Source organism: Streptomyces sp. NPDC020965 (assembly GCF_044333555.1).
Classification (GTDB): domain Bacteria; phylum Actinomycetota; class Actinomycetes; order Streptomycetales; family Streptomycetaceae; genus Streptomyces.
Window position 1 is genome coordinate 176052 of the sequence record NZ_JBIRRE010000007.1, and the last position, 24662, is coordinate 200713.

Sequence of the window (24662 nt, forward strand, 5' to 3'; positions counted from 1 at the left end):
CCCTGCTCCGGCGGACTAGCGCGCACCCTCCGCCCCGTACCTCGTCCGCACCCATGCCGGTGACGTTCCGCGCCAGGTTGCGCACTCACCGTTGCGATGGGGGGATGATCACTTCAGTGGTGGCCGTGGTGGCCCTCACGGATCGCACCCCCAGGGAGTCGGCATGAGTGTGAGTGAACGGGAAATCGGCACGGTGAAGTGGTTCAACGACGCCAAGGGCTTCGGCTTCATCAGCCCCGACAGCGGTTCGGCGGATGTCTTCGTCCACTTCCGGGCCATCGCGGGGAGCGGCTTCAAATCCCTCAGCGAGGGCGACAAGGTCTCCTACGCCCCGGCCGCGGGCCTGAAGGGCCCCCAGGCCGAGGACGTCCAGGTCGTCACCGTCTGAGCAACGCCATCCGGGGAGTGCGCGGTGAAGACCACATGTGACCTTCACCGCTCCCCGCCCCGGGGCTGGGCACGATGGTTACCCGCAAGTAGCATGGGTGGCGAGCGCGCGCTTAGCGGCGCGCCCCGCAGCAGTGCCACCCAGCACCCTGGAGGAGAGCCATCGTGCCTCGTACCGTCAGGGACGTCGTCTTCGTCGACGGCGTCCGCACCCCGTTCGGCAAGGCGGGCCCGAAGGGCATCTACCACGAGACCCGGGCCGACGATCTCGTCGTCAAGGCCATCCGGGAGCTGCTGCGCCGCAACCCCGGGCTCGACCCCGCCCGGATCGACGAGGTGGCCATCGCCGCCACCACCCAGATCGGCGACCAGGGCCTGACCCTGGGCCGGACGGCCGGCATCCTCGCCGGGCTGCCGCAGTCGGTCCCCGGTTACTCGATCGACCGGATGTGCGCGGGCGCGATGACCGCCGTCACCACCACCGCGGGCTCCATCGCCTTCGGCGCGTACGACGTCGTCGTGGCCGGTGGCGTCGAGCACATGGGCCGCCACCCGATGGGCGAGGGCGTCGACCCCAACCCCCGCTTCGTGAGCGAGAAGCTGGTGGACGAGTCCGCCCTCTTCATGGGCATGACGGCGGAGAACCTGCACGACCGCTATCCCGCCATCACCAAGCTGCGCGCCGACGAATACGCCGTGCGCTCGCAGGAGAAGGCGGCCAAGGCGTACGCCAACGGCGCGATCCAGCAGGACCTGGTGCCGATCTCGGTCCGCCGCACCACCCCGGAGACCGGCGAGACCGGCTGGGGCCTGGCGACCGAGGACGAGCCGATGCGTCCCGGCACCACGCTGGCGAACCTCGCCGGTCTGAAGACCCCGTTCCGCCCGCACGGCCGGGTCACCGCGGGCAACGCGGCCGGTCTCAACGACGGCGCAACCGCCTCCCTGATCGCGTCCGAGGAGTTCGCCCGCGAGAACGGCCTCCCGGTCCGGATGCGACTCGTCTCCTTCGGCTACGCCGGTGTCGAGCCCGAGGTCATGGGGTACGGCCCGATCCCGTCGACCGAGAAGGCCCTCGCCAAGGCCGGTCTGTCGATCGAGGACATCGGCCTGTTCGAGATCAACGAGGCGTTCGCCGTCCAGGTGCTCGCCTTCCTGGAGCACTACGGCATCGCCGACGACGATCCGCGCGTCAACCAGTACGGCGGGGCCATCGCGTACGGCCACCCGCTGGCCTCCTCCGGCGTCCGGCTGATGACCCAGTTGGCCCGCCAGTTCGAGGAGCAGCCGCACGTCCGCTACGGACTGACCACCATGTGCGTCGGCTTCGGCATGGGCGCATCGGTCGTCTGGGAGAACCCGCACTTCGACGGAGGCACCAAGTGAGTACCGCTGAACTCCTCAAGGGCGCGGCCGGGCTGTTCCCCGACGAGGTCGTCACCCAGGCGCACGTACGCCACCTGAACCTGCCCGCGGGCGCCGGTCGGTTCGCGCTGATCACCCTCGACAACGGCCTGGACCACACCAAGCCCACCACCTTCGGGCCGCAGTCGCTCGCGCACCTGGACGCCGCGATCGACCAGGTCGAGAAGGAGGCCGCCGAAGGCTCGATCGTCGGTGTCGGGCTCACCGGCAAGCCGTTCATCTTCGCCGTCGGCGCCGACCTGAAGGGTGTGGAGCTGCTCCGCACCCACGACGACGCACTGGCCATCGGCAAGGGCGGCCACGACGTCTTCAAGCGGCTCGCCGGGCTCGCGGTGCCGACGTTCGCGTACTACAACGGCGCGGCGATGGGCGGCGGCGTCGAGATCGGCCTGCACTGCTCGTACCGTACGGTCTCCCGCGCGGTCCCCGCGTTCTCGCTGCCCGAGGTCTTCCTCGGCCTCGTCCCGGGCTGGGGCGGCTGCGCGCTGCTGCCGAACCTGATCGGCGCGGAGAACGCCGTCAAGGTCATCATCGAGAACTCGCTCAACCAGAACCGTCAGCTCAAGGGCGCGCAGGTCTTCGACCTCGGCATCGCCGACGCGATCTTCGACGGCGCCGACTTCCTGGAGCGGTCGCTGGACTGGACGTCAGCCGTCCTGCGGGGCGAGACCGCGGTGGAGCGCGCCACGATCGACCGTGGCGAGGCGTGGGACGCCGCTGTGGCCCGTGGCCGGGCCGTCGCGGACTCCAAGGTCCACGGCGCCGCTCCGGCCGCCTACCGGGCGCTGGAGATCGTCGCGGCGGTCAAGGACGGCGACCTCCAGGCCGGTTTCGACGCCGAGGACCGCGCACTGGCCGATCTGATCATGGGCGGCGAGCTGCGCGCCGGGATCTACGCCTTCCACCTGGTGCAGAAGCGCGCCAAGCGCCCGGTCGGTGCCCCGGACCGGAATCTGGCCCGACCGGTCACCAAGGTCGGTGTCATCGGCGCCGGTCTGATGGCCTCCCAGTTGGCGCTGCTCTTCCTGCGCCGCCTTGAGGTGCCGGTCGTGCTGACCGACATCGACCAGGAGCGGATCGACAAGGGCGTGGGCTATGTCCACGCCGAGGTCGACAAGCTGCTCGGCAAGGGCCGGATCAATCAGGACCAGGCCAACCGGCTGAAGGCCCTGGTGACCGGCGTGCTCGACAAGGCGGAGGGCTTCGCCGACGCCGACTTCGTCATCGAGGCCGTCTTCGAGGAGATGAGCGTCAAGCAGCGGGTGTTCGCCGAGGTGGAGGCCGTCGCCCCGGCGCACGCGATCCTCGCCACCAACACCTCCTCGCTCTCGATCACCGAGATGGCGTCCGAGCTGAAGCACCCCGAGCGGGTCGTCGGCTTCCACTTCTTCAACCCGGTCGCGATCCTGCCGCTGCTGGAGATCGTCCGCGGTGAGCGGACCGACGACGCGGCGCTGGCGACGGCGTTCGGGGTGGCGAAGAAGCTGCGGAAGACCGCGGTCCTGGTCAAGGACGCCCCGGCGTTCGTGGTGAACCGCATCCTGACCCGCTTCATGGGCGAGATCCAGAACGTCATCGACGACGGCACCCCGGTCGACGTCGCCGAGCGGGGCATCGAGCCGCTCGGCCTGCCGATGTCCCCGCTGGTGCTGCTGGAGCTGGTGGGGCCGGCGATCGGTCTGCATGTCTCCGAGACCCTCAACCGGTCCTTCCCCGACCGGTTCACCGTCTCACCGAACCTGAAGGCGGTCGTCGAGGCGGGGAAGCGCGGCTTCTACATCTACCCCGAGGGCACTCCGGTGCTGGACCCCGAGGTCGCCGCACTGCTCCGGCAGGGCGACCAGGTGCTCACCGAGGAGCAGGTCCGCGCGCGGGTCCTCGACGCGGTGGCCGAGGAGATCGGCCTGATGCTGGCGGAGGGGGTCGTGGCGGAGGCCCAGGACATCGACCTCTGCCTGATCACGGGCGCGGGCTGGCCGTTCCACCTCGGCGGCATCACCCCGTACCTGGACCGGGAGGGCGTCTCCCAGCGGGTGAACGGCAAGCCGTTCCTGGCGCCGGGCGTGGCGAGCGTTCCCGCGTAACGGCGGATACGGGGAAGGGGCTGTACGGGAGTGTCCCGTACAGCCCCTTCCCCGTGGTCCCGGTGTGTCCGTGGTACCGGTGTGTCCGTGGTACCGGGCGACACACCCCGGAGTCAGAACACCGCCGGGAGCCACCCGGCCCGGAGCGACGCGGCCCCGGGGCCGGGCCCGTCCTGATCAGAGCCGCTTGGCGCTGCGCAGGGTCTTCGCGTAGTAGCCCTCTCCATTGAGGCGGGAGGCACCGCCCTTGTCACCGATGGTGGGGCCGTTGACCTCTTCCCGGCTCGACAGGAACACCATGTTGCCGTCGGTGTCATGGCCGAGGTAGGTGCCCATGTGGTCCAGGCGCTCCTTGGTGCGCGCGTCCAGCTTGAAGAAGACCAGATCGCCGGGCTGGAGCACATTGATGGACTTGGGCCGGTCCGCCGCGCCCACGCCCTTGAGCGGGATGACGTCCGCGCCGAGGTCCGAGCGGGCCATGCCGTTGGCGGTACGGGGCAGCCCGTCGGGCGACTTGTCCGTGGAGGCCAGCGGGTAGCGCGAGCGGTAGCCCCAGAGCAGGCGCATGAAGCCCGAGCAGTCGGCGGCGCGGGCGCGCTTCTCCTCCGGCTGGATGGTGCGGCCGTCCCGGAAGGTGTAGGAGATGCCGAGGTAGTCGTAGAAGTCCGACAGCTCCTCGCGCAGGTCGTTGCCGGAGCTGCCGTTCGGGTTGAGCGGCCCGAACTCGGCGTCGCCCGCGTAGGCGATGCCCTCGTCGTCCTTCTTGACCGGCGCGTCCTGGACGTACTGGAAGCCCATGGCGAAGACGTCGTCCTCCTGGCTCCCGTAGAACTCCTTGAACCAGTCCTTGAACCACTTCTCCTTCTCGGCACCCTTGCGCCACGCCTCGGGCATCAGCCGGACCCAGTTGTCCGTCACCACCCGGGACTTGGTGTTGGCGGGCTCCGAGAAGGTGCGGCTGGGCCCCTTGAGGGTCGCCGTGCGCGCCTTGTCGGTGAAGGTGGCCACGACCTGGCCCTTGTCGTCGCGCAGCACCGAACGGTCCGGGGCCTTCAGCCGCTCCCAGGTCTGGGCGGCGGTCTGGCCGCCGGAAGCCGAATCGAGCTGCGGCGTGTCCGTGACGGTCTGCACCTTGGGTGCCGCGGCCTGCTCGTCCTTGCGGAGCTCCACCGTCAGGTACGCGCTGCCGCCCAGGAGGGCGATGACCGTAGCGATGTGGACGACGGGCCGCTTCTTCTTGGGACTCATGAGTCTGCTCCGGTTGAGGTCAGGCGGTCGGCATGACGCCGAGCAGGATTCCGGCGGTGAGGACGACATAGGCCATCAGCGTCACCGAGCCGGTGGCCAGGAGTGTCGGCCCCTTGGGCTGACGGACGAGCTGATAGGCGATCAGACCGGGCACGATGAAGCCCAGGGTCTGGTTGCTGTACATCAGCGGGAACTCCATCGACAGCACGATCATCACGGTGGCCTGGAGGATGACACCGGTCAGCACGACGGCCGCGAACAGCCGCTTGCCGTACAGGATGATGAACTTCTGCATGACCAGCGTCGACACGTACGTGAGCACCGTGACACCGAGCACCATGGCGGCCCGCTGGAGGTCCTCGACGAGGGTCAACGCGAGCCAGCCGGGGGTGATCATGCCACCGGGCGACAGGTTGGTCGTGAGGTAGCAGACCAGCGAGAAGAGCAGCCCCAGGGCGATACCGACGGCGGCTATCTCTGGGGTGAGGACGGACGGGATCAACGCTGGTCTCCTGGGCTGTGCCACTGCTGCTCGTCGGCGGCTTCGGGTGCGGGCTGGGCGCGGTGCGGCGGCTCCGCGTGGGTCTCCGGATAGGGGCGCTCGCCGGTGGGCTGCGCGTACTGGTTCGGATAGGACGGGTCACCGGTCGGCTGCGCGTACTGGTCGCGGTAGGCGTCGTCACCGGACGGCCGGCCGTACTGGTTCTGGTTCTGGTTCTGGTTCTGGTTCTGGTAGGAGCCATCACCGGCCGGCAGCGCGCGGTGCTCCGCGTAGGAGTCACCAGCGGGCAGTGCGTACTGGTTCTGGTACGCCCCCCCGCCAGGCGGCAGTGCGTGCTGCTGCTGCTGCGGGTAGGACCCGTCGGCACTCTGCTGGGGATTCTGCTGCTGGTACTGCTGGTGCTGCTGCTGGTACGACCCGTCGTTCTGCTGAGGAGGCTGCGGGTGCTGCTGCTCCTGGTAAGAACGGTCGCCGGTGGGCTGCTCCGGGATGTGGACCCGGGTGATCGGCTGGGTGGAGTACCGCGTCTCGTACGCCTCGGTGTACTGCTGGTACGGGTCGATCCGCGGGACGTACAACTGCATCGTCTCGGACGGATCGGTCTTCGTCGCGGTCGCCGGCGCGGAAGCGGTCTCGGTCGAGGTCTCCGCTGCCGCCGCGGACTGGCCGGGGCGGGTGATGCCCTCGTCCTCGCTCTCGTCCGGCGGCAGCTCCGCGAGGTGCTCCAGAAGTACCTCGCCCTGACCGTGGATGTTGCCGATGGCGACGATCGAGGAGTCCGGGGCGAGCCGCCCGAGCAGTTCGGCCATGAACTCCTCGGGGTCACGGCGGTCACCGCCGAGGTCGACCGCGCGGGACCGGAACTCGCTGGGTATCGCGTCGATGGCGGACTTCGCCGGGTGGCCGATCACAAAGACCTGGTCGGGGTCGAGATCGGGGATGATCTCGCCCATCTGGCCATTGCGCTCGACCCGGTCGGGGCGGCAGTTGATGACGACGTTCAGCGGCCGATTGATGGCGCCGAGGTCGAGCAACTGGTTGATGTTCATCAGCGTCGACTCGGGGTCGTTGGCCGCGAAGACGTTCGCGAACCGCACCCGCTTCCCGTCCGGGGTGACATACCGCTCGACGGAGAGGACACCCGGGTCCGGCGGCGCGTCGTACATGCCCTGGAGAGCGGTCTCCCGCTCCACGCCCACCAGCTCGGCGACGGTCAGCGCGATGGCCACGTTCTCCTTGAAGGTGAACCAGCTAAACCCGCGCAGCTCCTCGTCCGAGACCGTCTCCGGATCCGCATAGATGAGCTGGCAGTTCCTGGCGTCCGCCTCCATCTGGAGGATGTGGAAGCGGTCCTTCTCGGCAGTGACGCAGATGCCGTTCTCGGGCATCGACCGGCACAGTGAGCGGGCCACGTCGTCCAGGGTCGGGCCCATCTCGGCGAGGTGGTCCTCACGGACGTTGCACAGCACACCGATGGTCGAGCGGATCAGCTTCGACTGGTTGATCTCCTGGAGCGCGGGCATGACGGCCATGCACTCCATGACCAGCGCGTGCGGCCGGTAGGCGGCGGCCCGCCGGACGATGCCTATCTGCTCCACCACGTTGGCGATGCCGAACTTGCGGTAGACCGGCTCTTCGGTGGCGTCCGGGTGGATGAACCGGGCGGCGGTGCCCGTGGTCTTGGCGACCGTGATCAGCCCGCCGCCGCGCAGGGCACCCGCGCAGAGCCGGGTGATGGACGACTTGCCGCGGATGCCGTTGACCAGGACCCGGGTGGGGAGGTGTTCCAGGTTGGTGAAATGCCGCCGCTGCTCGATGACGCCGGCCACCAGCAGGATCGCGCTGCACACCACCAGCACGGTGTAGAGGAAGAGCACGGCGGTTCAGTTCCTTCCGGCGAGCGACTTGGAGCCCTCGCGCTTGCGCGCCTCCGCCAGCTGCTGCCGGAGGAGTTCCAGGCTGCGGGTGACGGCTCCGACCTCGTCGTGGTGACGGGGGTAGAGAACGGTGCGGCGGTCGCCGCCCGCGAGTGCCTCGGCCTGATCGGTGAGGGCGCGCAGCGGGCGTACGACGATGATGTGCAGCCAGCCCAGGCAGGCCGCGGCGGCGGTCGCGCCGAGGAGTCCGGCCAGGACGGTGCGGTTCTGGAGGCGGTACTCGGGGATGGCGAGACCAGAGGCGGGCTGATAGCTCACCACGGTCCAGCCGAGCGCCTTGGCCGCGCCACCACCGACGAACGGGGCGGCGGCGGCTATCTGGATGTCGCCGTCCTGCCGGTAGAGGACACCGCTGGGGCGGGGGCTGAGGCCCACCTTCTGGTTGGTGCCCTGGACCAGCGCGTCGAGACGGGAGCCGGACAGCTTCTCGAAGGCGAGGTAGCCGGTGTTGCTGGCGATGACCCGACGGTCCGCGTCGACCACCCGGACCTGGCCGAGGCCGGGCCGCTTGAGCAGCGAGTTCAGGAAGTCGATGCGCAGCTCGCCGACGACGGCCGTCCCGTTGCTCCCGGAGACGGGGGCGGTGGCGACGATCACGGGCTCCTCGGCCTTGTCGTCGAGGATGCGGATCGGCTGGGTGGAGGCGGCCTTGCCGTTGGCGGAGTGGAGGTCGCCACCGGCCTTGGCGAGGACATCGCCCTTGCCGTTCACGATGTAGAGGGACTCGTACCGCAGGTGCTGGGCGACGGTGCGCTTCAGGACCTCGGTCATCGCGGAGCGGTCGTTTCCGTCGCCGATGAGCGAGGCGACGGAGGCGAGGTCGGCATGGCCCTCGTTGAGGGCCCGGCGGACCCGGTCGGTGAGGGTGTCGGTCCGCTCGCGCTGGTCGTTGACGATCTGCTGCGGCACGACGACGGAGTCACCGGCGCGGTTGAGCAGCAGCAGCAGGGGCGCGCACCAGACGAGGAGGACGACACCGGCGACGACGAGCAGGGTCCGGGCGCCGAAGCGGCTGCGCCGGGGGGCCTCGTCGGCGGCGGCGGTGTCGCCGTTGAGCTGCCGCCTGATGCGCTCCAGGGCGTCGCCGATCCGGGCCGTCTCGCCGTAGCGCGGTGTGGTGACGGGCCGGGTGAGGTCGCCGCGGGTCAGTCGGCGGCTCTCCAGGAAGAGCCGGATCAGCGGGCGCTGGACGGTGCCGAGCAGCAGGGCGATGGTGAGACCGCCGATGAGCAGCAGGGCGCCGGCCGCGAGGAGTCCGAAGACGGAGTCGCTGGCGACGTTGGGGTCCTCGGCGACCTTGACCATGGCGACGACGGTGAGGCCGAGGCTGGTGGCGACGGTCGATTCGCCTGCTTCGGGCGCGGCGAGGTTCGCGTAGCCGGCGACCGAGCGGTCACCGAGGTAGCGGTCCCCGATGAGGTGGCCGCTGACCCCGCCGAAGCCTCCGGAGCCGGGTTCCTTGGACTTGACCCAGTTCTGCTTCGACTTGACCGAGGCGATCTTGGCGAATGCCTTGAGCTGCTTATTGGACTCGGCGACCTCCTTGCGCTGGAGGTCGGTGAGCACCTGCTCGGGCTCGGGGATTCCGTCGCTGCTGAGGACCTGCGCGTCGTGGTCAATGACGGCGATCGAACGGAACTTGCCGAGGCTGATGCCGGGGAACCGGAAGCTGCTGGAGGCGACGAGCAGCTTCTGCGGCTCACCCTTCCAGGACAGCACGGCGAAGGCGAGCAGGCGGGTCTCACCGTTGTCGAGCCGCACCATGCGCGGCGCGAGACCGTTCTCGCCGGAGAGCTTGCTCCGGTCGATCACGGTCAGCGGCACGTTCTCACCGCGGGCGGCGAGCAATTTGCCCGACTTGATCTCGACGACGGCCATGCCCATCCACTTTTGGTAGACGTTGCCGATCTTGTCGAGGACCGCATCGCCGGAGACGGGTCCGGCGGCGCTGAACAGGGAGGCGGTACGGGTCAGGTCGGTGACGCTCTCATCGATGCCGGCGCGCAGGGCGATGGCGCCGTCCTCGGCGAAGTGCTGCTGCGAGGTCAGGACCGCGTCGGGGACGCGGTCCTGGTCGACGCGACCAAGGCTGAGAGCAGTGACGCCCGCGAGGGCGAGGAGCAGAACTGACAGTACGGCGATGGGCGGACGAATCCCGCCCAACAGGGACATGTCAGCCCGTCGGCGGACCTTGTGCCGCCGCTTCATACGTGAAGCGGCCAACAGGGGCTCCTCTCATGGAAATGCCTTGAACGCCCGAATTTTCCGACATAACGGGAAGGGCGTATTCATAACCGGTGTCTCAGGCGCCACAAGGCGACACGTGCGACCCGGAAAGATCAGACTGACAGTATGGGCAAAGGGTTGTACAAGTTAAAAAGAGTGTGAGCTACAACGCGTACCGGTCAGTCGGAAAGGGGCTGAAGCGGTCGCAATCCATCGTCGGCGGCGCCCCGGTTGAGCATCGTGCCCTCGGTGCGCTCGAAGGCCAGCCGATAGCGGGAGCGCTGCTGCTTGGTGAGCTTGTCGCCGTCCCGCAGGACGGCGGCGACATCGAGCAGTCGGTGGTCCTTGACGGCCCCCTCGGGCAGCTTGCCCGCGTCGTCGGGGTCCGGGGGGATGTCGACGAAGGTGGGCACGTACTTCGCCTGGACGTCCCAGCCCTTGCCCTTCTTCGTGAACTCGAACCAGCCGATGACGCCCTCCTCGGTGAGTCCGGTGGGCACGTCGTGGCGGGCGATCTGGTTACCGACGCCGTACGCGATCCAGGTGCCGGCGACCTTCTCCATCGGCTGCACCACATGGGCGTGATGGCCGATGATCAGGTCGATACCCGTCTTCTCCGCGAGCCGGCGACCCAGCGAGAGCTGGGACCGGCTCGGGTTCGGCCAGTTCTCCCGGCCCCAGTGGATGCTGAGGATCACCACGTCGGCGCCGTCCTTGCGCGCCTTCTTCTCCGCCGCCTTGATCGCCTTGAAGTCGGTCAGATTGGCCATCCACGCCTTGCCCTTCGGGGGCTCCTTGCCGTTGAACCCGAAGGCATAGGACAACTGGGCCACCTTGACGCCCTTGACGTTCTTGATCAGGGTCTTCTCCGCCTCCGCCTTGGTACGGGCCGAGCCGGTGTGCTCCACACCCGCCTTGTCCAGTGCGTCCAGCGTGTCGGTGACACCCGTCGGACCGTGGTCGAGGGTGTGATTGGAGGCGGTGGTGCAGGTGTCGTAGCCGACATCCTTGATCGCGGTGACGATCTGCGGCGGCACCAGGAAGGCCGGGTAGCTCTCGAAGGGGCCCTCGGGCTTGCCCGTGACGGGCTCGAAGTGGCAGATCGCGAGATCCGCCTTACTGATGACAGGTTTGATTCCGGCCATTGTCGGGCCGAAGTCGATCCCCTTCTCCCCCTTACCCGTCACCTTGGCGTCCTTGCGGGCCTGCTCGGTCAACTGGGGGTGGATCAGGATGTCGCCCGCTGCGGCGACGGTGAACGTGGGGTCGCCGGAGGAGGCGGCCTTGTCGTCCCCGAATGGGCCACAGGCGACGGCTGTGGAGAGCGTCGCGAGCAGGGCCACGGATATCGTCACGGAGCGGCGGTAACGGCGTTTCATCACTCGGCTATCTTTATACAACCATGAAGGTCAACCGGACGAAGACGGTAACAATTGCAACAACGATCGTGGCCGTCGCGGCCACGCTCGCTGTCTTGCTGACCCTCGCGCTGAGCGGGGATCGCACGGACGATCGGGCGCCCAGAGCCACCGGCTCCGAGGGCGCGGTACGCACCGACCTGACGGATCGGGTCAAGGAGTACACCGCACGTTTCGAGGAGAACGCCGGCTACCGACCGCCGACCAGAACCGACCGCCGTACCGTAGCGCACGGCGTGGCACTCCTTCTCGACGGCCACCGTAACCAGGCCGAACAGCGGCTCTCGGACGTCGACTTCGATGTCACCACGGTCACTGACAGCTCGACCGGACGACGGTTCGCCGAGATCTCCGACCGTACCGAAGACACCCGGGCACCCCGCGGCTGGGGCCGGATCTACATCGGTCTCGACGGTCCGGCACGCTGGTCGGTCCAGGTGCCGCACCCGGTCGCCGACCGCACGACGGAACGGCTCGGAACGCGGGTGCTGCTCGGTTCGCCGGGAGGTGTTCTGGTGATTGCAGGCGCGCATCGCAAATCCGGTAAGGGGAATGAGGCGGATGTCGCGCACCGGACGGACACGGTCTTCGACGCCGTCTGCGACGAACTCACCGAGCGCGGACTCCCTGGTATCCAGATACACGGTTTCGCCGACGATTCGGTTCCCGATCATGATGTGGTGGCCTCCACGGGCAAGGGCCGGGTCGCCATCGCCGAGGTCCGTCGGCTCACCGATTCGCTGCGTGATCGCGGTTTCGTGGTCTGTAAGGCGTGGGTCCGGGACTGTCCACTGGAGGGCCGCACCAACGTGCAGGGACGCAAAGCAGCCACCGAGCAAGTTCGCTTTCTGCACATCGAGTTCAGCAACCGGCTCCGGACCGATGAGCGGCGCGCGGACCGGGCCGCTGCCGCCATGGACACCGTGACCGCGGTCTGGGCGCGCGGCTGATGCCGTCCGGGCCGACCGGACCGCTGCTGATCGTGGACGGCGCCAATGTCGTCGGCTCGGTGCCGGACGGCTGGTGGCGGGACCGCCACGCCGCCGCCGAGCGACTGCGGGACCGGCTGGCCCGCCTCGCCGACGACGGCATCCCGGACCTTCCGGGGCCGCTGGACATCGTGCTGGTGGTCGAGGGCGCGGCGCGCGGGGTGACCTCCGTCCCTGGCGTACGGGTGGAGGCGGCGGCGGGTAGCGGTGACGACCTCATCGCCGAGCTGGCCGCCGAGGCCCGCGGTCGGCCGTGTGTGGTCGTCACGGCCGACCGGGAGCTGCGCCGCCGGGTCACCGCCGTGGGTGCGACGACGGCCGGCCCGCGGTCGGTCCACGGGCCCGTGAGCGACTGAGAGCCGACCCTGGCCGATTGACGGGCCCGGTCGCTGGGCCCCGAAGCTGGGCCCCGAAAGCTGGCGGGCCCCAGGCCGCTGGAGCCCCGGTCGTTGGAACACCCCCGGTCGCAGGAAGGCTCCCGGTCATAGGAAGGCTCCCGGTCGCAGGAAGGCTCCCGGTCGCTTGCGGGCCCTCGGTCGATCAAGGGCTCTTGGTGACCCCGCCATGGCTGCCGCGCCCGCCGCGCCCATCTCTGCCGGGTTCCAGCCTGCTGTGCCGCCGCCCGTAGACGTAGTACACGACCACGCCCAGCGCCATCCAGACGCCGAAGCGCAGCCAGGTCTCGGTGGGCAGATTGAGCATCAGCCAGAGCGAGGCGGCCACCGAGACGATCGGCAGCAGCGGGACCAGCGGGGTGCGGAAGGCGCGCGGGAGGTCCGGGCGGGTGCGGCGCAGGATCACGACACCGATCGCGACGACGACGAACGCGAAGAGGGTGCCGATGTTCACCAGGACGGCGAGTTCCTCGATGTTGGTGCAGCCGGCGATGACCGCGATGAGGCTGCCGAGGAGGAGGGTCGCCCGGTACGGGGTGGCGAAGCGCGGGTGAACCCGGGAGAAGAACCGGGGCAGCAGCCCGTCCCGGCTCATCGCGAAGAACACCCGGGTCTGGCCGAGCAGCAGGATCATGCAGACCGAGGTGAGCCCGATGACGGCGCCGAAGCTGATGACCCCCGCGTACCAGGGGTGGCCGGTGGCCTTGAAGGCGTCGGCGAGCGGGGCGTCGATCGACAGCTCGGTGTAGTGCTGCATCCCGGTGACGACGAGCGAGACCGCCACGTACAGCACCGTGCAGATGAAGAGGGAGCCGATGATGCCGCGCGGCATGTCCCGCTGCGGCAGTTTCGTCTCCTCGGCGGCGGTCGCCACGATGTCGAAGCCGATGAAGGCGAAGAAGACCACGGACGCGGCGGTGAAGATGCCCATCACACCGAAGTTCGTGGGCGCGTATCCGAAGATCAACTGAACCAGTGGCTGCTGGAGCCCCGAAGCGCCCTCCTCCTTCACCGCCGGGGGGATGAAGGGGCTGTAGTTGGCCGCCTTGATGAAGAACGATCCGGCGACGATGACGATCAGGACGACGGCCACCTTGATGGCGACGACCAGGGTGGTGACCCGGGCGGAGAGCTTCATGCCCAGGACGAGAATCCCGGTGAGCCCCAGGACCAGCAGGAACGCCAGCAGATCGAAGGCGAAGCCGTAGCTGTCGTTGGTGCCGGCGAGCGCGCCCGGCAACTGCCAGCCCGCGTTGTCCAGCAGCGAGCGCACATAGCCGGACCAGCCGACCGCCACCACCGCCGTCCCGAGGGCGAACTCCAGCACCAGGTCCCAGCCGATGATCCAGGCGGGCAGCTCCCCCAGGGAGGCGTACGAGAAGGTGTACGCGGAACCCGCGACCGGGACCGTGGACGCGAACTCCGCGTAGCAGAGGGCGGCGAGTCCGCAGACGACCGCGGCGAGCACGAAGGCGAGCGCCGTGGCGGGGCCCGCGTTCTCCTTGGCCACCGCGCCGGTGAGGACGAAGATGCCGGTGCCGATGATCACCCCGACGCCGAAGACCGTGAGGTCGAGTGCCGACAGGGTGCGTCTGAGCGCGTGCTCCGGCTCCTCCGTGTCACGGATGGACTGCTCGATGGACTTGGTCCGGAAGACACCCGCCCGGCCTGCGGGGTCTGTCTCTGTGCTCACCGCGCACCTCCACACTCGTCGTCCCCGACATGATCGGGACGGCGGACGGCCACAGCGTCCGTATGGGTGGATTCACGGGTGGATTTCACGCGAATGGGCCGGGAGGACCACCCATCCAGGGTGACCCTCCCGGCCCGTCTCGCGGCGGAGCCGCCACGGCCCTGCTCTAGGTCGTGTCTTCAAAGTCCCGTCTGGCTGCTTTGAAGACACTCCCTAGTCGCGCGCGGGTTCCACCGTGCCGCTGACGGTCTCGTCGTCAGCCGCGTACCGTCCGTCGAGCTTGGCGACGAGTCCGGTGACCTGCCGGGCGATGTCCGGGGCGGTCAGCCCGATCTCGGCCAGGATCTCCTTGCGGGAGGCGTGGTCGAGGAAGCGCGGCGGAATGCCGAAGTCGCGCAGCGGCACATCGACGCCGCCGTCCCGCAGCGCCTGGGCGACGGCGGAGCCGACACCACCGGCCCGGCTGTTGTCCTCTACGGTGACGACGACCCGGTGCCCCTCGGCGAGCGGTACGAGCGCCTCGTCCACCGGCTTGACCCAGCGGGGGTCGACCACGGTGGTGGAGATGCCCTGCTTGTCCAGCAGGTCGGCGATCTCCAGACACATCGGGGCGAGCGCACCGACGGAGACGAGCAGCACATCCGGCCGCTCGGCCTCCGCGTACCGCAGGACGTCCATCCCGCCGACGCGGCCCACGGCCTTGACCGAGGGGCCGACGGCGCCCTTGGAGAAGCGGACCACGGTCGGCGCGTCCTCGACGGCGACGGCCTCGCGCAACTGGGCGCGGACCTGGTCGGCGTCGCGCGGGGCGGCGATCCGCAGATCGGGGACGCACTGGAGGATCGACATGTCCCACATGCCGTTGTGGGAGGCGCCGTCGGTGCCGGTGACCCCGGCCCGGTCCAGCACGAACGTCACTCCGCACTTGTGCAGGGCCACGTCCATCAGCACCTGGTCGAAGGCGCGGTTGAGGAAGGTGGCGTACACCGCGAAGACGGGGTGCACTCCCCCGGTGGCGAGTCCGGCCGCGGAGACGGCGCCGTGCTGCTCGGCGATGCCGACGTCGTAGACCCGGTCGGGGTACGCCTTGGCGAACTTCTCCAGGCCGACGGGCTGGAGCATCGCGGCGGTGATCGCCACGATGTCCTCGCGCTCCTGGCCGAGCTTGACCATCTCCTCGCCGAAGACGGAGGTCCAGTCGAGACCGGAGCTGGCGATCGGCAGCCCGGTGTCGGGGTGGATCTTACCGACGGCGTGGAAACGATCCGCCTCGTCCTGGAGGGCGGGCTGGTAGCCGCGGCCCTTCTCGGTGAGGCAGTGCACGATCACGGGGCCGCCGAACCGCTTGGCGCGGGCGAGCGCCGACTCCAGCGCCTCGATGTCATGGCCGTCGATGGGCCCGACGTACTTGAGGCCGAGGTCCTCGAACATGCCCTGCGGGGCGATGAAGTCCTTGAGGCCCTTCTTGGCGCCGTGCAGGGTCTCGTACAGCGGCTTCCCGACGACGGGTGTCCGGCCGAGGATGTCCTTGCCGCGGGCGAGGAAGCGCTCGTAGCCGTCGGTCGTGCGGAGCGTCGCCAGATGGTTGGCGAGGCCGCCGATCGTCGGCGCGTAGGAGCGCTCGTTGTCATTGACCACGATGACCAGCGGGCGGTCCTTGGCGGCGGCGATGTTGTTCAGCGCCTCCCAGGCCATGCCGCCGGTGAGCGCGCCGTCACCGATGACCGCGACGACGTGGTCGTCCTTCTTCAGCACCTCATTGGCCTTGGCGAGGCCGTCGGCCCAGCCGAGGACGGTGGAGGCGTGCGAGTTCTCGATGATGTCGTGGTCGGACTCGGCCCGCGCCGGGTAGCCGGAGAGGCCGCCCTTCATCTTGAGGCGGGAGAAGTCCTGGCGGCCGGTGAGCAGCTTGTGCACATAGCTCTGGTGGCCGGTGTCCCAGAGGACCTTGTCCTGGGGGGATTCGAAGACCCGGTGCAGGGCGATGGTCAGCTCGACCACACCGAGGTTGGGACCGAGGTGGCCGCCGGTCTTGGACACGGCCTCCACCAGAAAGGTCCGGATCTCCGCGGCAAGCTGATCCAGCTGCTCCGGGCTGAGCCGGTCCAGATCGCGCGGTCCCCTGATACGGGTAAGCAGTGCCACCCGTGCCTCCTCTTGAGCTGGTCGAGCATTGCCGATTGCGTCGAGTCTAATGTTCCGCCACGGGGCGGTACGGGCGGGCGGTGCGATACCCGTCACGCCACTGGCCGATATCGGGCACCGTACGCGACCGGGCCGAGCGGCGCCGTACGGGGCCGAGCACCGCGGGGAGCCGGGCGCCGTACGGGGCCGAGCACCGTGGGGAGCCGGGCGCCGTGCGGAGCCCGGGGCCTCCTCCCCGCCGGTACGTGTGCCCCGTGACGGACAGGTCAGGCGCGGCCGGCGGTCCGCTGGGTCCGGCGGGTGACCGAATCGATCACGACGGTGGCCAGCAGGACCCCGCCGGTGATCATGTACTGGATCGGGGTGGCGATGCCCTCCAGCGCCAGTCCGTACTGGATGGAGACGATGACCATGACACCGAGCAGCGCGTTCCAGGTCCTGCCCCGGCCGCCGAAGAGGCTGGTGCCGCCGATGACGGCCGCCGCGATGACGTTCATCAGCAGGTCACCGGCGCCGGCGCTCTGATTGGCGGAGGCGATCTTGGAGGCCCAGAAGAGACCGCCGACGGCAGCGAAGGTGCCCGCGACGGCGAAGACGGAGATCCGGACGGCGGTGACATCGATACCGGCACGACGGGACGCCTCCACGCTGCCGCCGAGGGCGAAGACCTTCCGACCGTAGGGGGTCCGGCGGAGCACGAAGTCGGTGACGACCAGGACCGTGAGAAAGAGCACCACGGCCAGTGGCAACCCCTTGTACTGGTTGAACATGTACGCCGCGGCGAAGGCGACCACCGCCAGGGCCGCCGTGCGGAGCGCGATGTCGGAGAGTGGCCGCGAGGGGATGCCGGCCGCCGCACGGCGACGGCTGTCGAGGAACCCGGCGAGGAAGAACCCGGCGACGGCGAGCGCGGCGAGACCGTAGGCGGCGGCCACATCGGTGAAGTGGTACGTGGTGAGGCTGCCCACCACACCGTCGCCGTCGAGGTTGATGGTGCCGTTCTCGCCGAGGATCTGGAGCATGAAGCCGAGCCAGAACAGCAGGCCGGCGAGGGTGACGGCGAAGGCGGGGGCGCCGATCCGGGCGAAGAAGAAACCGTGCAGGGCGCCGATGGCCGCGCCGCCCGCGACGGCCGCGGCGATGGCCAGCCATTCGTTCATCCCATGGGTGACGGTCAGCACCGCGACGGTGGCCCCGGAGACGCCGCTGACCGAGCCGACGGACAGATCGATCTCGCCCAGCAGCAGGACGAAGATGATGCCGACGGCCATCATGCCGGTGGCGACCATGCTGACCGCGATATTGCTGAGGTTCTCGGCGGACAGGAAGTTCGGGTTCAGGCCCTGGAAGACCCCGCCGATGGTGATCAGTCCGACGATCACCGGCAGGGAGCCGAGATCTCCGGCGCCGATCCGGCGCCGGAACTCGGAGAGATAGCCGGCGAAGCCCTGCTCGCGGACGAGGAGCCGTGGGTCGACGACGGTGACCGCGTCCTTGGCTGCGTCCGGGTTCCCGGCCGGGACGGCGTCCCGGGGGCCGGCCGCGGCCTTCTGGAGATTGACTTCCGGTTTCACTGCTGGACCTCCGCGGTGCGGGCCGCCCGACGGGTCACGGCGTTCTCCGTGGCGCCGGTGATGGCGGAGACGATGTCCTCCTGCGAGGTGGACCTGACGTCGAAGACGCCGTTGTTGCGGCCGAGCCGGAGCACCGCGACCCGGTCGGCGACCGCCTTGACGTCGGCCATGTTGTGGCTGACGAGCAGGACCGCGAGGCCGCGTTCCCGGAGGCGTTCCACCAGGTCGAGCACTTGGGCGGTCTGCTCGACGCCGAGGGCGGCGGTGGGCTCGTCCAGGATGACGAGCCGGGGCTCGCCGAGCAGGGAGCGGGCGATGGCGACCGTCTGGCGCTGCCCGCCGGAGAGCGAGGCGACCGGGATACGGACGCTGGGGATCCGGATCGCCAGGGTGTGGAGCAGCTCGCGGGCGCGGCGCTCCATCTCCACCTCGTCCAGGACACCGCGCCGGTGCAGCTCCCGGCCGAGATAGAGATTGCCGACGACATCGAGGTTGTCGCAGAGCGCGAGGTCCTGGTAGACGGTCGCGACGCCCAGGCGCTGGGCGTCCTGCGGCCGGTCGATCGACACGGGGACGCCGCCCCACTCGATCCGGCCCCCGCCACCGCCACCGCCCCGGCTGCCCCGATCAATGGGGTGCACTCCGGCGATGGTCTTGACCAGGGTGGACTTACCGGCGCCGTTGTCGCCGACGAGCGCGACGACTTCTCCGGCGTAGATCTCCAGTTCGATATCGATGAGCGCCTGGACGGCACCGAATCGCTGGGAGACACCGCGCAACGCCAGCACGGGCGTAACGGACATGTGAACCATCTCCTTACTCCGCCAAGGGGGCCGGGGGCGGCTCCGGGGCCTCCGGCCACGGCTCTCCGACCCGACCGCTCAGACCCGACCGCTCCGACCCGCTGATCCGGCTCGTTCGCTCCCGCTAGGACAGTCCGAGGCGGTCGCAGGCGGCCTGGTACTTCGGGGTGCAGATCTCCTGAACGGTGTAGATGCCGTCCTTGACGACCGTTTCGGCGATGTTGTCCTTGGTCAGGGAGACCACGGGGACCAGGACCGTCGGAACGCCCTTCTTCGACGCGCTGTCCACCGTCTCCTTGGCGATCGCGTCGAGCTGCTCGCCCTTCGCGAGCGCGACGGCCATCTCGGCTGCGGCGTCGGCCTCGCCCGCGTAGGGCTTGTAGACACTCGCATACTGCTCACCGGCGACGATGCGCTGTACGGCAGCGAGTTCGGCGTCCTGACCGGTGACCGGGGGCAGCTTGGTGACGCCAGCGGCCTTCAGCGCGGTGATGATGCCGCCGGCCATCCCGTCGTTGGCGGAGTACACCCCGACGATCTTGTCCTTGCCGAGCGCCGCGATGGCCGCCTCCATATTGGCGTTGGCGTTCTCCGGCTTCCACTCCTTGGTGTCGTACTCCTTGCCGATCTTCACCTTGCCGTCGAGTTCGGCGTGTGAGCCCTTCTTGAAGAGGGCGGCGTTCGGGTCGGTGATGGAGCCATTCATCATCACGATCTGGCCGCCTTCGGCCTTGGCGCCGAGGGCGGTGAGCAGCGCCTTGCCCTGGACCCGGCCGACCTCCTCGTTGTCGAAGGAGGTGTAGGCGTCAATCGGGCCCTCGGCGAGACGGTCGAAGGCGACCACCGGGATGCCCGCCTCCTTGGCCTTCTTCACCGCGCCCGCAATGGCCTTGGCGTCCACCGCGTCGAGGATCAGCACATCCACCTTGTTGGTGATCACCGTGTCGACCTGCTGCGTCTGGAGGGTGGCGTCCTGCTTGGCGTTGGCGTAGACGACCTTGCCCTTGCCGTTCGTCAGCTCGCTGATCTTCTTCTCGATGAGGGGCTTGTCGAACTTCTCGTACCGGGCGGTCTGGTTCTCGGGCAGCAGCAGGCCGACCGTGATGGCATCGCCCTTCGCTCCGTCCGTCGCCTTGGGTTTGTCACCGGACTCCTTGGCGCTGCCGCAGGCCGCGAGCGAGACGGCCGTCACTGCGGTGGCGACGACGCCGGCCACACGACGCAGAGGTGCGTTCATCCGTGGAACCTCCCTGACGGGGCCGCGTCATTGCGGCCGAGGTGGCAGGCAGTCAACTCGGCCCGACAGTCAGGGTCAAGGAGTAAATCCTTAACGAGATGACAACGGTGCCATGTGTTCTTTAAGTGAAGACGGGATCCGGACCGAGGAGTGCACCGTCGAGAAGGGTGGAATCGCCCATCTCGCTCAGGACCAGGGCCAACGCCCCCAGCACCTCGGCCCGGCCGCCCAGTGCGCCCGTCACCACGGACACCTGACGGGCCGCGCTGGGAATGGCGTACCGGGCGACGGAATCGCGGATGGGGCCGAGCACCAGTTCGCCCGCGCCGGCGAGGGTGCCGCCGAGCACGACCCGGCCCGGGTTGAGCAGATTGCAGACCATGGCCACCCCGCTGCCGATGTGACGGCCGACGTCGGAGATGACGCGACGGCAGCCGGGGTCTCCGTCGACGGCCATCCGGACCAGATCGTCCATGGTGATGTCGGGACCGTGGCTGGACCGGAGCAGCGGCAGGACATGGCGGGCGGCGGTGAAGGTCTCCAGACAGCCGCGGTTGCCACAGCGGCAGACCGGGCCCGACTCGTCGAGGGTGATGTGTCCGATCTCGCCGGCCGTGCCGCCGGGGCCCCGGTAGACCCGCCCGTCCATCACCAGCCCCGCGCCGACCCCGTCGGCGACCTTGATGTAGGCGAGGTCCCGCGCGCCCCGGCCGCCGCCCCAGACCAGTTCGCCCAGGGCGCCGAGATTGGCGTCGTTGTCCACCTGGACCGGGACACCGAGTCGCCGGGAGAGTTCCTTGCCGGGGCTGATCCCGGTCCAGCCCGGCAGTATGGCGGAGGAGCCCAGGGTGCCGGTCTCCAGGTCGATGGGCCCCGGGACGCCCAGCCCGACACCGATCACCTTGCCCCGCTCGGTCCCGGTGGCCGCGAGGAGCCGGGTCACCAGCCGCTCCGCCCGGTCGAAGCCGTCCTCGGCCGACGCGTCCACGTCGAGCGGCTCGCACTCCTCCGCCAGCACCCGGTGAGCGAGGTTGCCGATGGCGACGCGCAGATGGGTGTGGCCGAAGTCGACGCCGACGACGACCCCCACGGCACCGCTCAGCGACACGCTCCGCGCCCGGCGACCGCCGGCCGAGGTGGGGGTGACCTCCACGGTGCCGGCGTCCTTCAGTTCACGAACGATATTGGAGACGGTGGCCGCCGACAGGCCGGTGCCCCGCGCGATCTCGGCCTGCGTTAGCGAACCGGCCATCCGCACGGCCCGTACCACCCGTTCGAGATTGGCCCTGTGCAGCGAAGTCTGCGATCCCGGAGTCGCCATTGCCTCATCCACTCCTGCCCACCGGCGGGCGGCGCGACGGCCACCCCACCGGCCGGGAAGCCCCCTCGGACCACCCGGTATCTCTCCAACTTATGAATGCAAGGCTCGTGCTCCGAGGGTTATTACGTCAAGACCTTGAGCCTGCCGGTCACCGGGCGCCCGATGTCCCACAGCTCCCCGGCACCGGGTGTCCTCCGGCTCCCGCCTCCCTGGGCGTTCTCTCCGTACCGCCTTATGATCATCCGAGCCGCTCGACCGACGGGGTCCATCCGGCCCGTCCCACAGCGGGATCGGGAGGGAAGTCCATCCATGCGCCACCGCTCACGAACGGCCACCTTGTTGGCAGCGCTGTCCGCGCTCCTGCTGCCGCTGCTGCCCACCGCGACCGCCCAGGCGGACGCGCTCGGCCCGAAGACGTACAACGTCTGGCACTGGAACGTCGCCGGGGACAAGATCCACGATGGCGCGACCGGCAATGGGCTGATCTCCCAGGCAGCCTCCTCGATCGTCAACCGCGCCGCCGACTTCGCCGCTTTCAACGAGCTGTGCCAGAACCAGTTCGACGCGCTCATCCGCGATCTGCGCACCCGCGCCTGGCCCCAGGACCCGCAGAACTTCGCCCGCTTCGAACCCAGCCGCCAGCCCGGGAACGCGTCGGTCTGTCAGGGCGGCGCCTTCGGCAACGCCATCTTCAGCAAGCGACCGCTGGGCACGGCCGACCGTCTCGCACTGCCCCACGACGGCACCGCGGAACAGCGCAATATGCTCTGCGCACCGCTCGTGGACGGCTCGGGGACCCGCTTCTGCACCACCCACATCACCACGAGCCAGACCCACAACGTCAGCCAGCTCACCTTCGTACGCGATCGGCTGGAGTCGTACCACACGGCCGGTGAAACGGCCCTGATCGCCGGCGACTTCAACGCCCAGCCGAACTACGGCCGGCTGAATTCGTACTACTCCCCCAGCCTGAACGTACCGAACAACCCGAACAACACCGGCCAGTACCGAGAGCTCGACGACAACGACAGCGCCAACTGCGTGGGGTACGGCGAGTGGACGGCCGAGGGCACCCCGGGCACCGCCCCGCCCTGCGGCACCAAGGCCAAGATCGACCTGATCTTCGTCCGCGAATCGGCCATCGCGGGCCCGTACAGCGCGGACTCCCTCTCCATCTCGACCAGTTGCACGGGTGTCACGGCCTGCTCGGACCACCGCATCCTGACGGGTACGGTGACCGTCGCCTGAGCCGGACCGGCTCTCGGGGAGGGGGCCCTGACCTGCGGTGACAGCCCCCTCCCCGCGACCCGTTCGAACCGGTGGGCGACGAGAACGAGCCTCCCCACCCGGCCCACCCGCCACCAGGACACCGGCCGACCACCTCCCACCAGGGGAGAAGCCGACCCGTCGCCCGGGGTGAGGCTGGCGAGTCCTCGACTGTCCGGACCTGGCGACGGCCCACACAATGAACCAACCCCGGGGCCCACACCGGGCGTACCCCGGGAGGGACCGTGCTCGCTCCGCTCCGTCATGCCCTGCGCGCCGCCGCCTGTACCGCCACCGCCGCCGTCTGCGCCCTGACGGCGGTACCCGCCGCGACCGCCACCACCGCGCAACCGGCCACCACCGCCCCGACCTCGACGATCGCGGTCGGTCAGACCCTGTGCCATGTCGGCGCGGTCGGCGGAACACGCTGTGGCCGGGTGCTCGGGGTGAACCAGACCGTCAATCTGGGCGGCGGCAATTTCATCTACAACGCGATCATCTCCAACGCGTGCGGCCTGCCCGGGGACATCGGCAGCCCGGTGTACACGGTGAGCAACGTCCTGGTGGCCAGGATCGTGCATGCGTCCGGCTGTCCCGGGCACTCCGCCTACAAGCGGCCCGGCACCTGAGGGCTGTCCCGTGGGCCGCTCGTTCGGATCTCGCTGACCCGCCTGATCCGGCCTGATCCGGCCTGATCCGGCAGAGACGCCCCGCCCCCGCGCACACCACCACATGCCAACCCCGGGGCCCCCGCCCACCGGTGTCCCCGGCCGACTTGGGGAGATCACCTTGCGCACTCTGTTACGGCACACCCTGCGGGCCGCCGCCGGTACCGCCACCGCCATCGTCTGCGCCCTGACGGCGGTACCCGCCGCGACGGCGGCACCGGCGCCTCAGTACGCACCGACCGCCTCCTTCGTGATCGGCCAGAACGTCTGCCACCAGGGCGCGGTGGGCGGACTGCGCTGCGGCCGGATCCTGGCGGTGAACGCCACCATCAACCTGGGCGGCGGCAACATCATCTACGGCGTGGCCCAGTCGACCGCGTGCTCGGTGTCCGGAGACGTCGGGGGCCCGGTGTACGCGGGATCCACCTTGGTCGGGAAGATCGTGCACGCGACCGGGTGCCCCTTCGGATACTCCTACTACAAGCCGCTCGGCAGCCCGCTGACGAAGTAGCCGCCGCCCGGATCCCGGGCGCCGCCCTTCACGGCGCGGTGAGCGGCTCCGTCTCGTACGCCCGGTGGAGCAGCTCCACGAAGGACGGCGCGGCGGGCAGGGGTACGGACCCGATCCCGTGCACGGCGATCCCCGGCGTCCAGGAGTTCATGACCACGGCCCCGGTCAGCGCGGGCAGGTCGGCGAGGGTGACCTCCTGGACGCGCTGGGCGACACCGAGGCGGTCGAGCTGCCGACGGACGATGCCCATCGTGGTCCCGACCAGCATCTCGGCCGAGGGCCACACCACCGATTCGCCGTCCCAGAAGGCCAGATTCCAGATCGACGCCTCGCTGAGCCGCCCCTGCCGGTCCACGAAGGCGGCGTCGTCGAAGCCCTCTCCGACGGCCTGGCGCAGATAGTACGTCTTGGCCATCTCGCCGACGTGCTTGAAGGCCGGGACGGCCCGCTCATGCTCCACGGCGGCCAGCGTCAACGGCCCCTCCGGGCCTGACGAGGGCGGTCCGGTACGGACGAGCACATCGAGCTCCGCGTCGCCGACCGTGAACTCCCCCACTGGCGAGTACACGGTGGCCGTCAGCGAGACGTCGTCCGGGCCGCCTTCCAGCGCCGCCCGCAGCAGCTCCCGCACCCGCTCATCGGGCAGCGCCCGCCCGAACAGCTCCAGGGACGCGCCCCGCAACCGCGCCAGATGAAGATCGATCCCCCGGACCCGGCCGCCACGGACCTGCATGGCGGTGAAGTGGGCGTAGCCGGCGAAGGCGAGCGGGGTCAGCTCATCGGCGGTGGCGGGGTGGCCGTTACGGTGCACAACAAAGGAGGTCATGTCTGGC

Annotated in this window: 20 protein-coding genes; 8 read left to right on the forward strand and 12 right to left on the reverse strand. The window is 69.5% G+C overall.

Going from position 1 to position 24662, the window contains the following annotated elements:
- The first annotated feature begins 169 nt into the window (after positions 1 to 169).
- The 3 genes from ACH4S7_RS22195 to ACH4S7_RS22205 all read left to right on the forward strand — a co-directional run bounded on the left by ACH4S7_RS22195 (position 170) and on the right by ACH4S7_RS22205 (position 3896).
- Entirely contained in the window at positions 170 to 388 is a 219-nt protein-coding gene (locus ACH4S7_RS22195; RefSeq protein WP_398523181.1) for a cold-shock protein, read from the forward strand.
- Positions 389 to 552: 164 nt separating this feature from the next.
- Complete coding sequence (locus ACH4S7_RS22200; protein WP_398522958.1) at positions 553 to 1773, forward strand: thiolase family protein; 1221 nt, start codon at positions 553 to 555, stop codon at positions 1771 to 1773.
- Entirely contained in the window at positions 1770 to 3896 is a 2127-nt protein-coding gene (locus ACH4S7_RS22205) for a 3-hydroxyacyl-CoA dehydrogenase NAD-binding domain-containing protein (RefSeq protein ID WP_398522959.1), read from the forward strand. The genes ACH4S7_RS22200 and ACH4S7_RS22205 overlap by 4 nt, the downstream gene beginning before the upstream one ends.
- 177 nt (positions 3897 to 4073) lie before the next feature.
- On the opposite strand, the gene ACH4S7_RS22210 is transcribed toward ACH4S7_RS22205, so the two are convergent.
- From ACH4S7_RS22210 to ACH4S7_RS22230, 5 genes are all read right to left on the reverse strand, one after another.
- Positions 4074 to 5144, reverse strand: a complete 1071-nt coding sequence (locus tag ACH4S7_RS22210; RefSeq protein ID WP_398522960.1) for an NlpC/P60 family protein — start codon at positions 5142 to 5144, stop codon at positions 4074 to 4076.
- A 19-nt stretch (positions 5145 to 5163) separates the two neighbouring features.
- A complete protein-coding gene (locus ACH4S7_RS22215) occupies positions 5164 to 5646 on the reverse strand; it encodes a poly-gamma-glutamate biosynthesis protein PgsC/CapC (RefSeq protein WP_398522961.1) in 483 nt (160 codons plus the stop codon).
- Positions 5643 to 7523 carry a poly-gamma-glutamate synthase PgsB gene (gene pgsB, locus ACH4S7_RS22220; RefSeq protein WP_398522962.1) on the reverse strand — a complete coding sequence of 627 codons (1881 nt, stop codon included), beginning with the start codon at positions 7521 to 7523 and terminating at the stop codon, positions 5643 to 5645. Before pgsB ends, ACH4S7_RS22215 begins: the two co-directional genes overlap by 4 nt.
- Positions 7524 to 7529: 6 nt before the next feature.
- Positions 7530 to 9755, reverse strand: a complete 2226-nt coding sequence (locus ACH4S7_RS22225) for a cache and HAMP domain-containing protein (protein ID WP_398523182.1) — start codon at positions 9753 to 9755, stop codon at positions 7530 to 7532.
- A 233-nt stretch (positions 9756 to 9988) separates the two neighbouring features.
- Positions 9989 to 11188 carry a CapA family protein gene (locus ACH4S7_RS22230; protein WP_398522963.1) on the reverse strand — a complete coding sequence of 400 codons (1200 nt, stop codon included), beginning with the start codon at positions 11186 to 11188 and terminating at the stop codon, positions 9989 to 9991.
- Positions 11189 to 11211: 23 nt separating this feature from the next.
- On the opposite strand from ACH4S7_RS22230, the gene ACH4S7_RS22235 reads away from it, so the two are divergent.
- On the forward strand, positions 11212 to 12177 hold the full coding sequence (locus ACH4S7_RS22235; protein ID WP_398522964.1) for a hypothetical protein: 966 nt from the start codon (positions 11212 to 11214) through the stop codon (positions 12175 to 12177).
- On the forward strand, positions 12177 to 12572 hold the full coding sequence (locus ACH4S7_RS22240; RefSeq protein WP_398522965.1) for an NTP pyrophosphohydrolase: 396 nt from the start codon (positions 12177 to 12179) through the stop codon (positions 12570 to 12572). The genes ACH4S7_RS22235 and ACH4S7_RS22240 overlap by 1 nt, the downstream gene beginning before the upstream one ends.
- A gap of 184 nt (positions 12573 to 12756) precedes the next feature.
- On the opposite strand, the gene ACH4S7_RS22245 is transcribed toward ACH4S7_RS22240, so the two are convergent.
- The 6 genes from ACH4S7_RS22245 to ACH4S7_RS22270 all read right to left on the reverse strand — a co-directional run bounded on the left by ACH4S7_RS22245 (position 12757) and on the right by ACH4S7_RS22270 (position 21384).
- The gene (locus tag ACH4S7_RS22245; protein ID WP_398522966.1) at positions 12757 to 14304 is read right to left on the reverse strand and encodes an amino acid permease; all 1548 of its coding nucleotides are present in this window, start codon (positions 14302 to 14304) and stop codon (positions 12757 to 12759) included.
- A gap of 213 nt (positions 14305 to 14517) precedes the next feature.
- Positions 14518 to 16449: a 1-deoxy-D-xylulose-5-phosphate synthase gene (gene dxs / locus ACH4S7_RS22250; protein WP_398522967.1), complete on the reverse strand. Its 1932-nt coding sequence runs from the start codon at positions 16447 to 16449 to the stop codon at positions 14518 to 14520.
- 266 nt (positions 16450 to 16715) lie between these two features.
- On the reverse strand, positions 16716 to 18023 hold the full coding sequence (locus ACH4S7_RS22255) for a sugar ABC transporter permease (protein WP_398522968.1): 1308 nt from the start codon (positions 18021 to 18023) through the stop codon (positions 16716 to 16718).
- Positions 18020 to 18835: an ATP-binding cassette domain-containing protein gene (locus ACH4S7_RS22260; RefSeq protein WP_398522969.1), complete on the reverse strand. Its 816-nt coding sequence runs from the start codon at positions 18833 to 18835 to the stop codon at positions 18020 to 18022. Before ACH4S7_RS22260 ends, ACH4S7_RS22255 begins: the two co-directional genes overlap by 4 nt.
- 115 nt (positions 18836 to 18950) lie before the next feature.
- Positions 18951 to 20063 (reverse strand): substrate-binding domain-containing protein, encoded by a 1113-nt coding sequence (locus tag ACH4S7_RS22265; protein ID WP_398522970.1) that lies wholly within the window; start codon positions 20061 to 20063, stop codon positions 18951 to 18953.
- 121 nt (positions 20064 to 20184) lie between these two features.
- On the reverse strand, positions 20185 to 21384 hold the full coding sequence (locus tag ACH4S7_RS22270) for an ROK family transcriptional regulator (RefSeq protein ID WP_398522971.1): 1200 nt from the start codon (positions 21382 to 21384) through the stop codon (positions 20185 to 20187).
- 309 nt (positions 21385 to 21693) lie between these two features.
- On the opposite strand from ACH4S7_RS22270, the gene ACH4S7_RS22275 reads away from it, so the two are divergent.
- The 3 genes from ACH4S7_RS22275 to ACH4S7_RS22285 all read left to right on the forward strand — a co-directional run bounded on the left by ACH4S7_RS22275 (position 21694) and on the right by ACH4S7_RS22285 (position 23829).
- Positions 21694 to 22632 carry an endonuclease/exonuclease/phosphatase family protein gene (locus ACH4S7_RS22275; protein WP_398522972.1) on the forward strand — a complete coding sequence of 313 codons (939 nt, stop codon included), beginning with the start codon at positions 21694 to 21696 and terminating at the stop codon, positions 22630 to 22632.
- A gap of 263 nt (positions 22633 to 22895) precedes the next feature.
- Positions 22896 to 23279, forward strand: a complete 384-nt coding sequence (locus tag ACH4S7_RS22280) for a hypothetical protein (RefSeq protein WP_398522973.1) — start codon at positions 22896 to 22898, stop codon at positions 23277 to 23279.
- 160 nt (positions 23280 to 23439) lie between these two features.
- Complete coding sequence (locus ACH4S7_RS22285) at positions 23440 to 23829, forward strand: hypothetical protein (protein ID WP_398522974.1); 390 nt, start codon at positions 23440 to 23442, stop codon at positions 23827 to 23829.
- A 28-nt stretch (positions 23830 to 23857) separates the two neighbouring features.
- On the opposite strand, the gene ACH4S7_RS22290 is transcribed toward ACH4S7_RS22285, so the two are convergent.
- Positions 23858 to 24655, reverse strand: a complete 798-nt coding sequence (locus ACH4S7_RS22290; RefSeq protein WP_398522975.1) for an aminotransferase class IV family protein — start codon at positions 24653 to 24655, stop codon at positions 23858 to 23860.
- Between the last annotated feature and the right edge of the window lie 7 nt (positions 24656 to 24662).

Coding starts and splice junctions, on each gene's coding strand:
- ACH4S7_RS22230 (WP_398522963.1), bottom strand. CDS start 11,188: ATGAAACGCCGTTACCGCCGCTCCGTGACGATATCCGTGGCCCTGCTC.
- ACH4S7_RS22290 (WP_398522975.1), bottom strand. CDS start 24,655: ATGACCTCCTTTGTTGTGCACCGTAACGGCCACCCCGCCACCGCCGAT.
- ACH4S7_RS22235 (WP_398522964.1), top strand. CDS start 11,212: ATGAAGGTCAACCGGACGAAGACGGTAACAATTGCAACAACGATCGTG.
- ACH4S7_RS22270 (WP_398522971.1), bottom strand. CDS start 21,384: ATGGCGACTCCGGGATCGCAGACTTCGCTGCACAGGGCCAATCTCGAA.
- ACH4S7_RS22265 (WP_398522970.1), bottom strand. CDS start 20,063: ATGAACGCACCTCTGCGTCGTGTGGCCGGCGTCGTCGCCACCGCAGTG.
- ACH4S7_RS22210 (WP_398522960.1), bottom strand. CDS start 5,144: ATGAGTCCCAAGAAGAAGCGGCCCGTCGTCCACATCGCTACGGTCATC.
- ACH4S7_RS22260 (WP_398522969.1), bottom strand. CDS start 18,835: ATGGTTCACATGTCCGTTACGCCCGTGCTGGCGTTGCGCGGTGTCTCC.
- ACH4S7_RS22275 (WP_398522972.1), top strand. CDS start 21,694: ATGCGCCACCGCTCACGAACGGCCACCTTGTTGGCAGCGCTGTCCGCG.
- ACH4S7_RS22240 (WP_398522965.1), top strand. CDS start 12,177: ATGCCGTCCGGGCCGACCGGACCGCTGCTGATCGTGGACGGCGCCAAT.
- ACH4S7_RS22225 (WP_398523182.1), bottom strand. CDS start 9,755: ATGTCCCTGTTGGGCGGGATTCGTCCGCCCATCGCCGTACTGTCAGTT.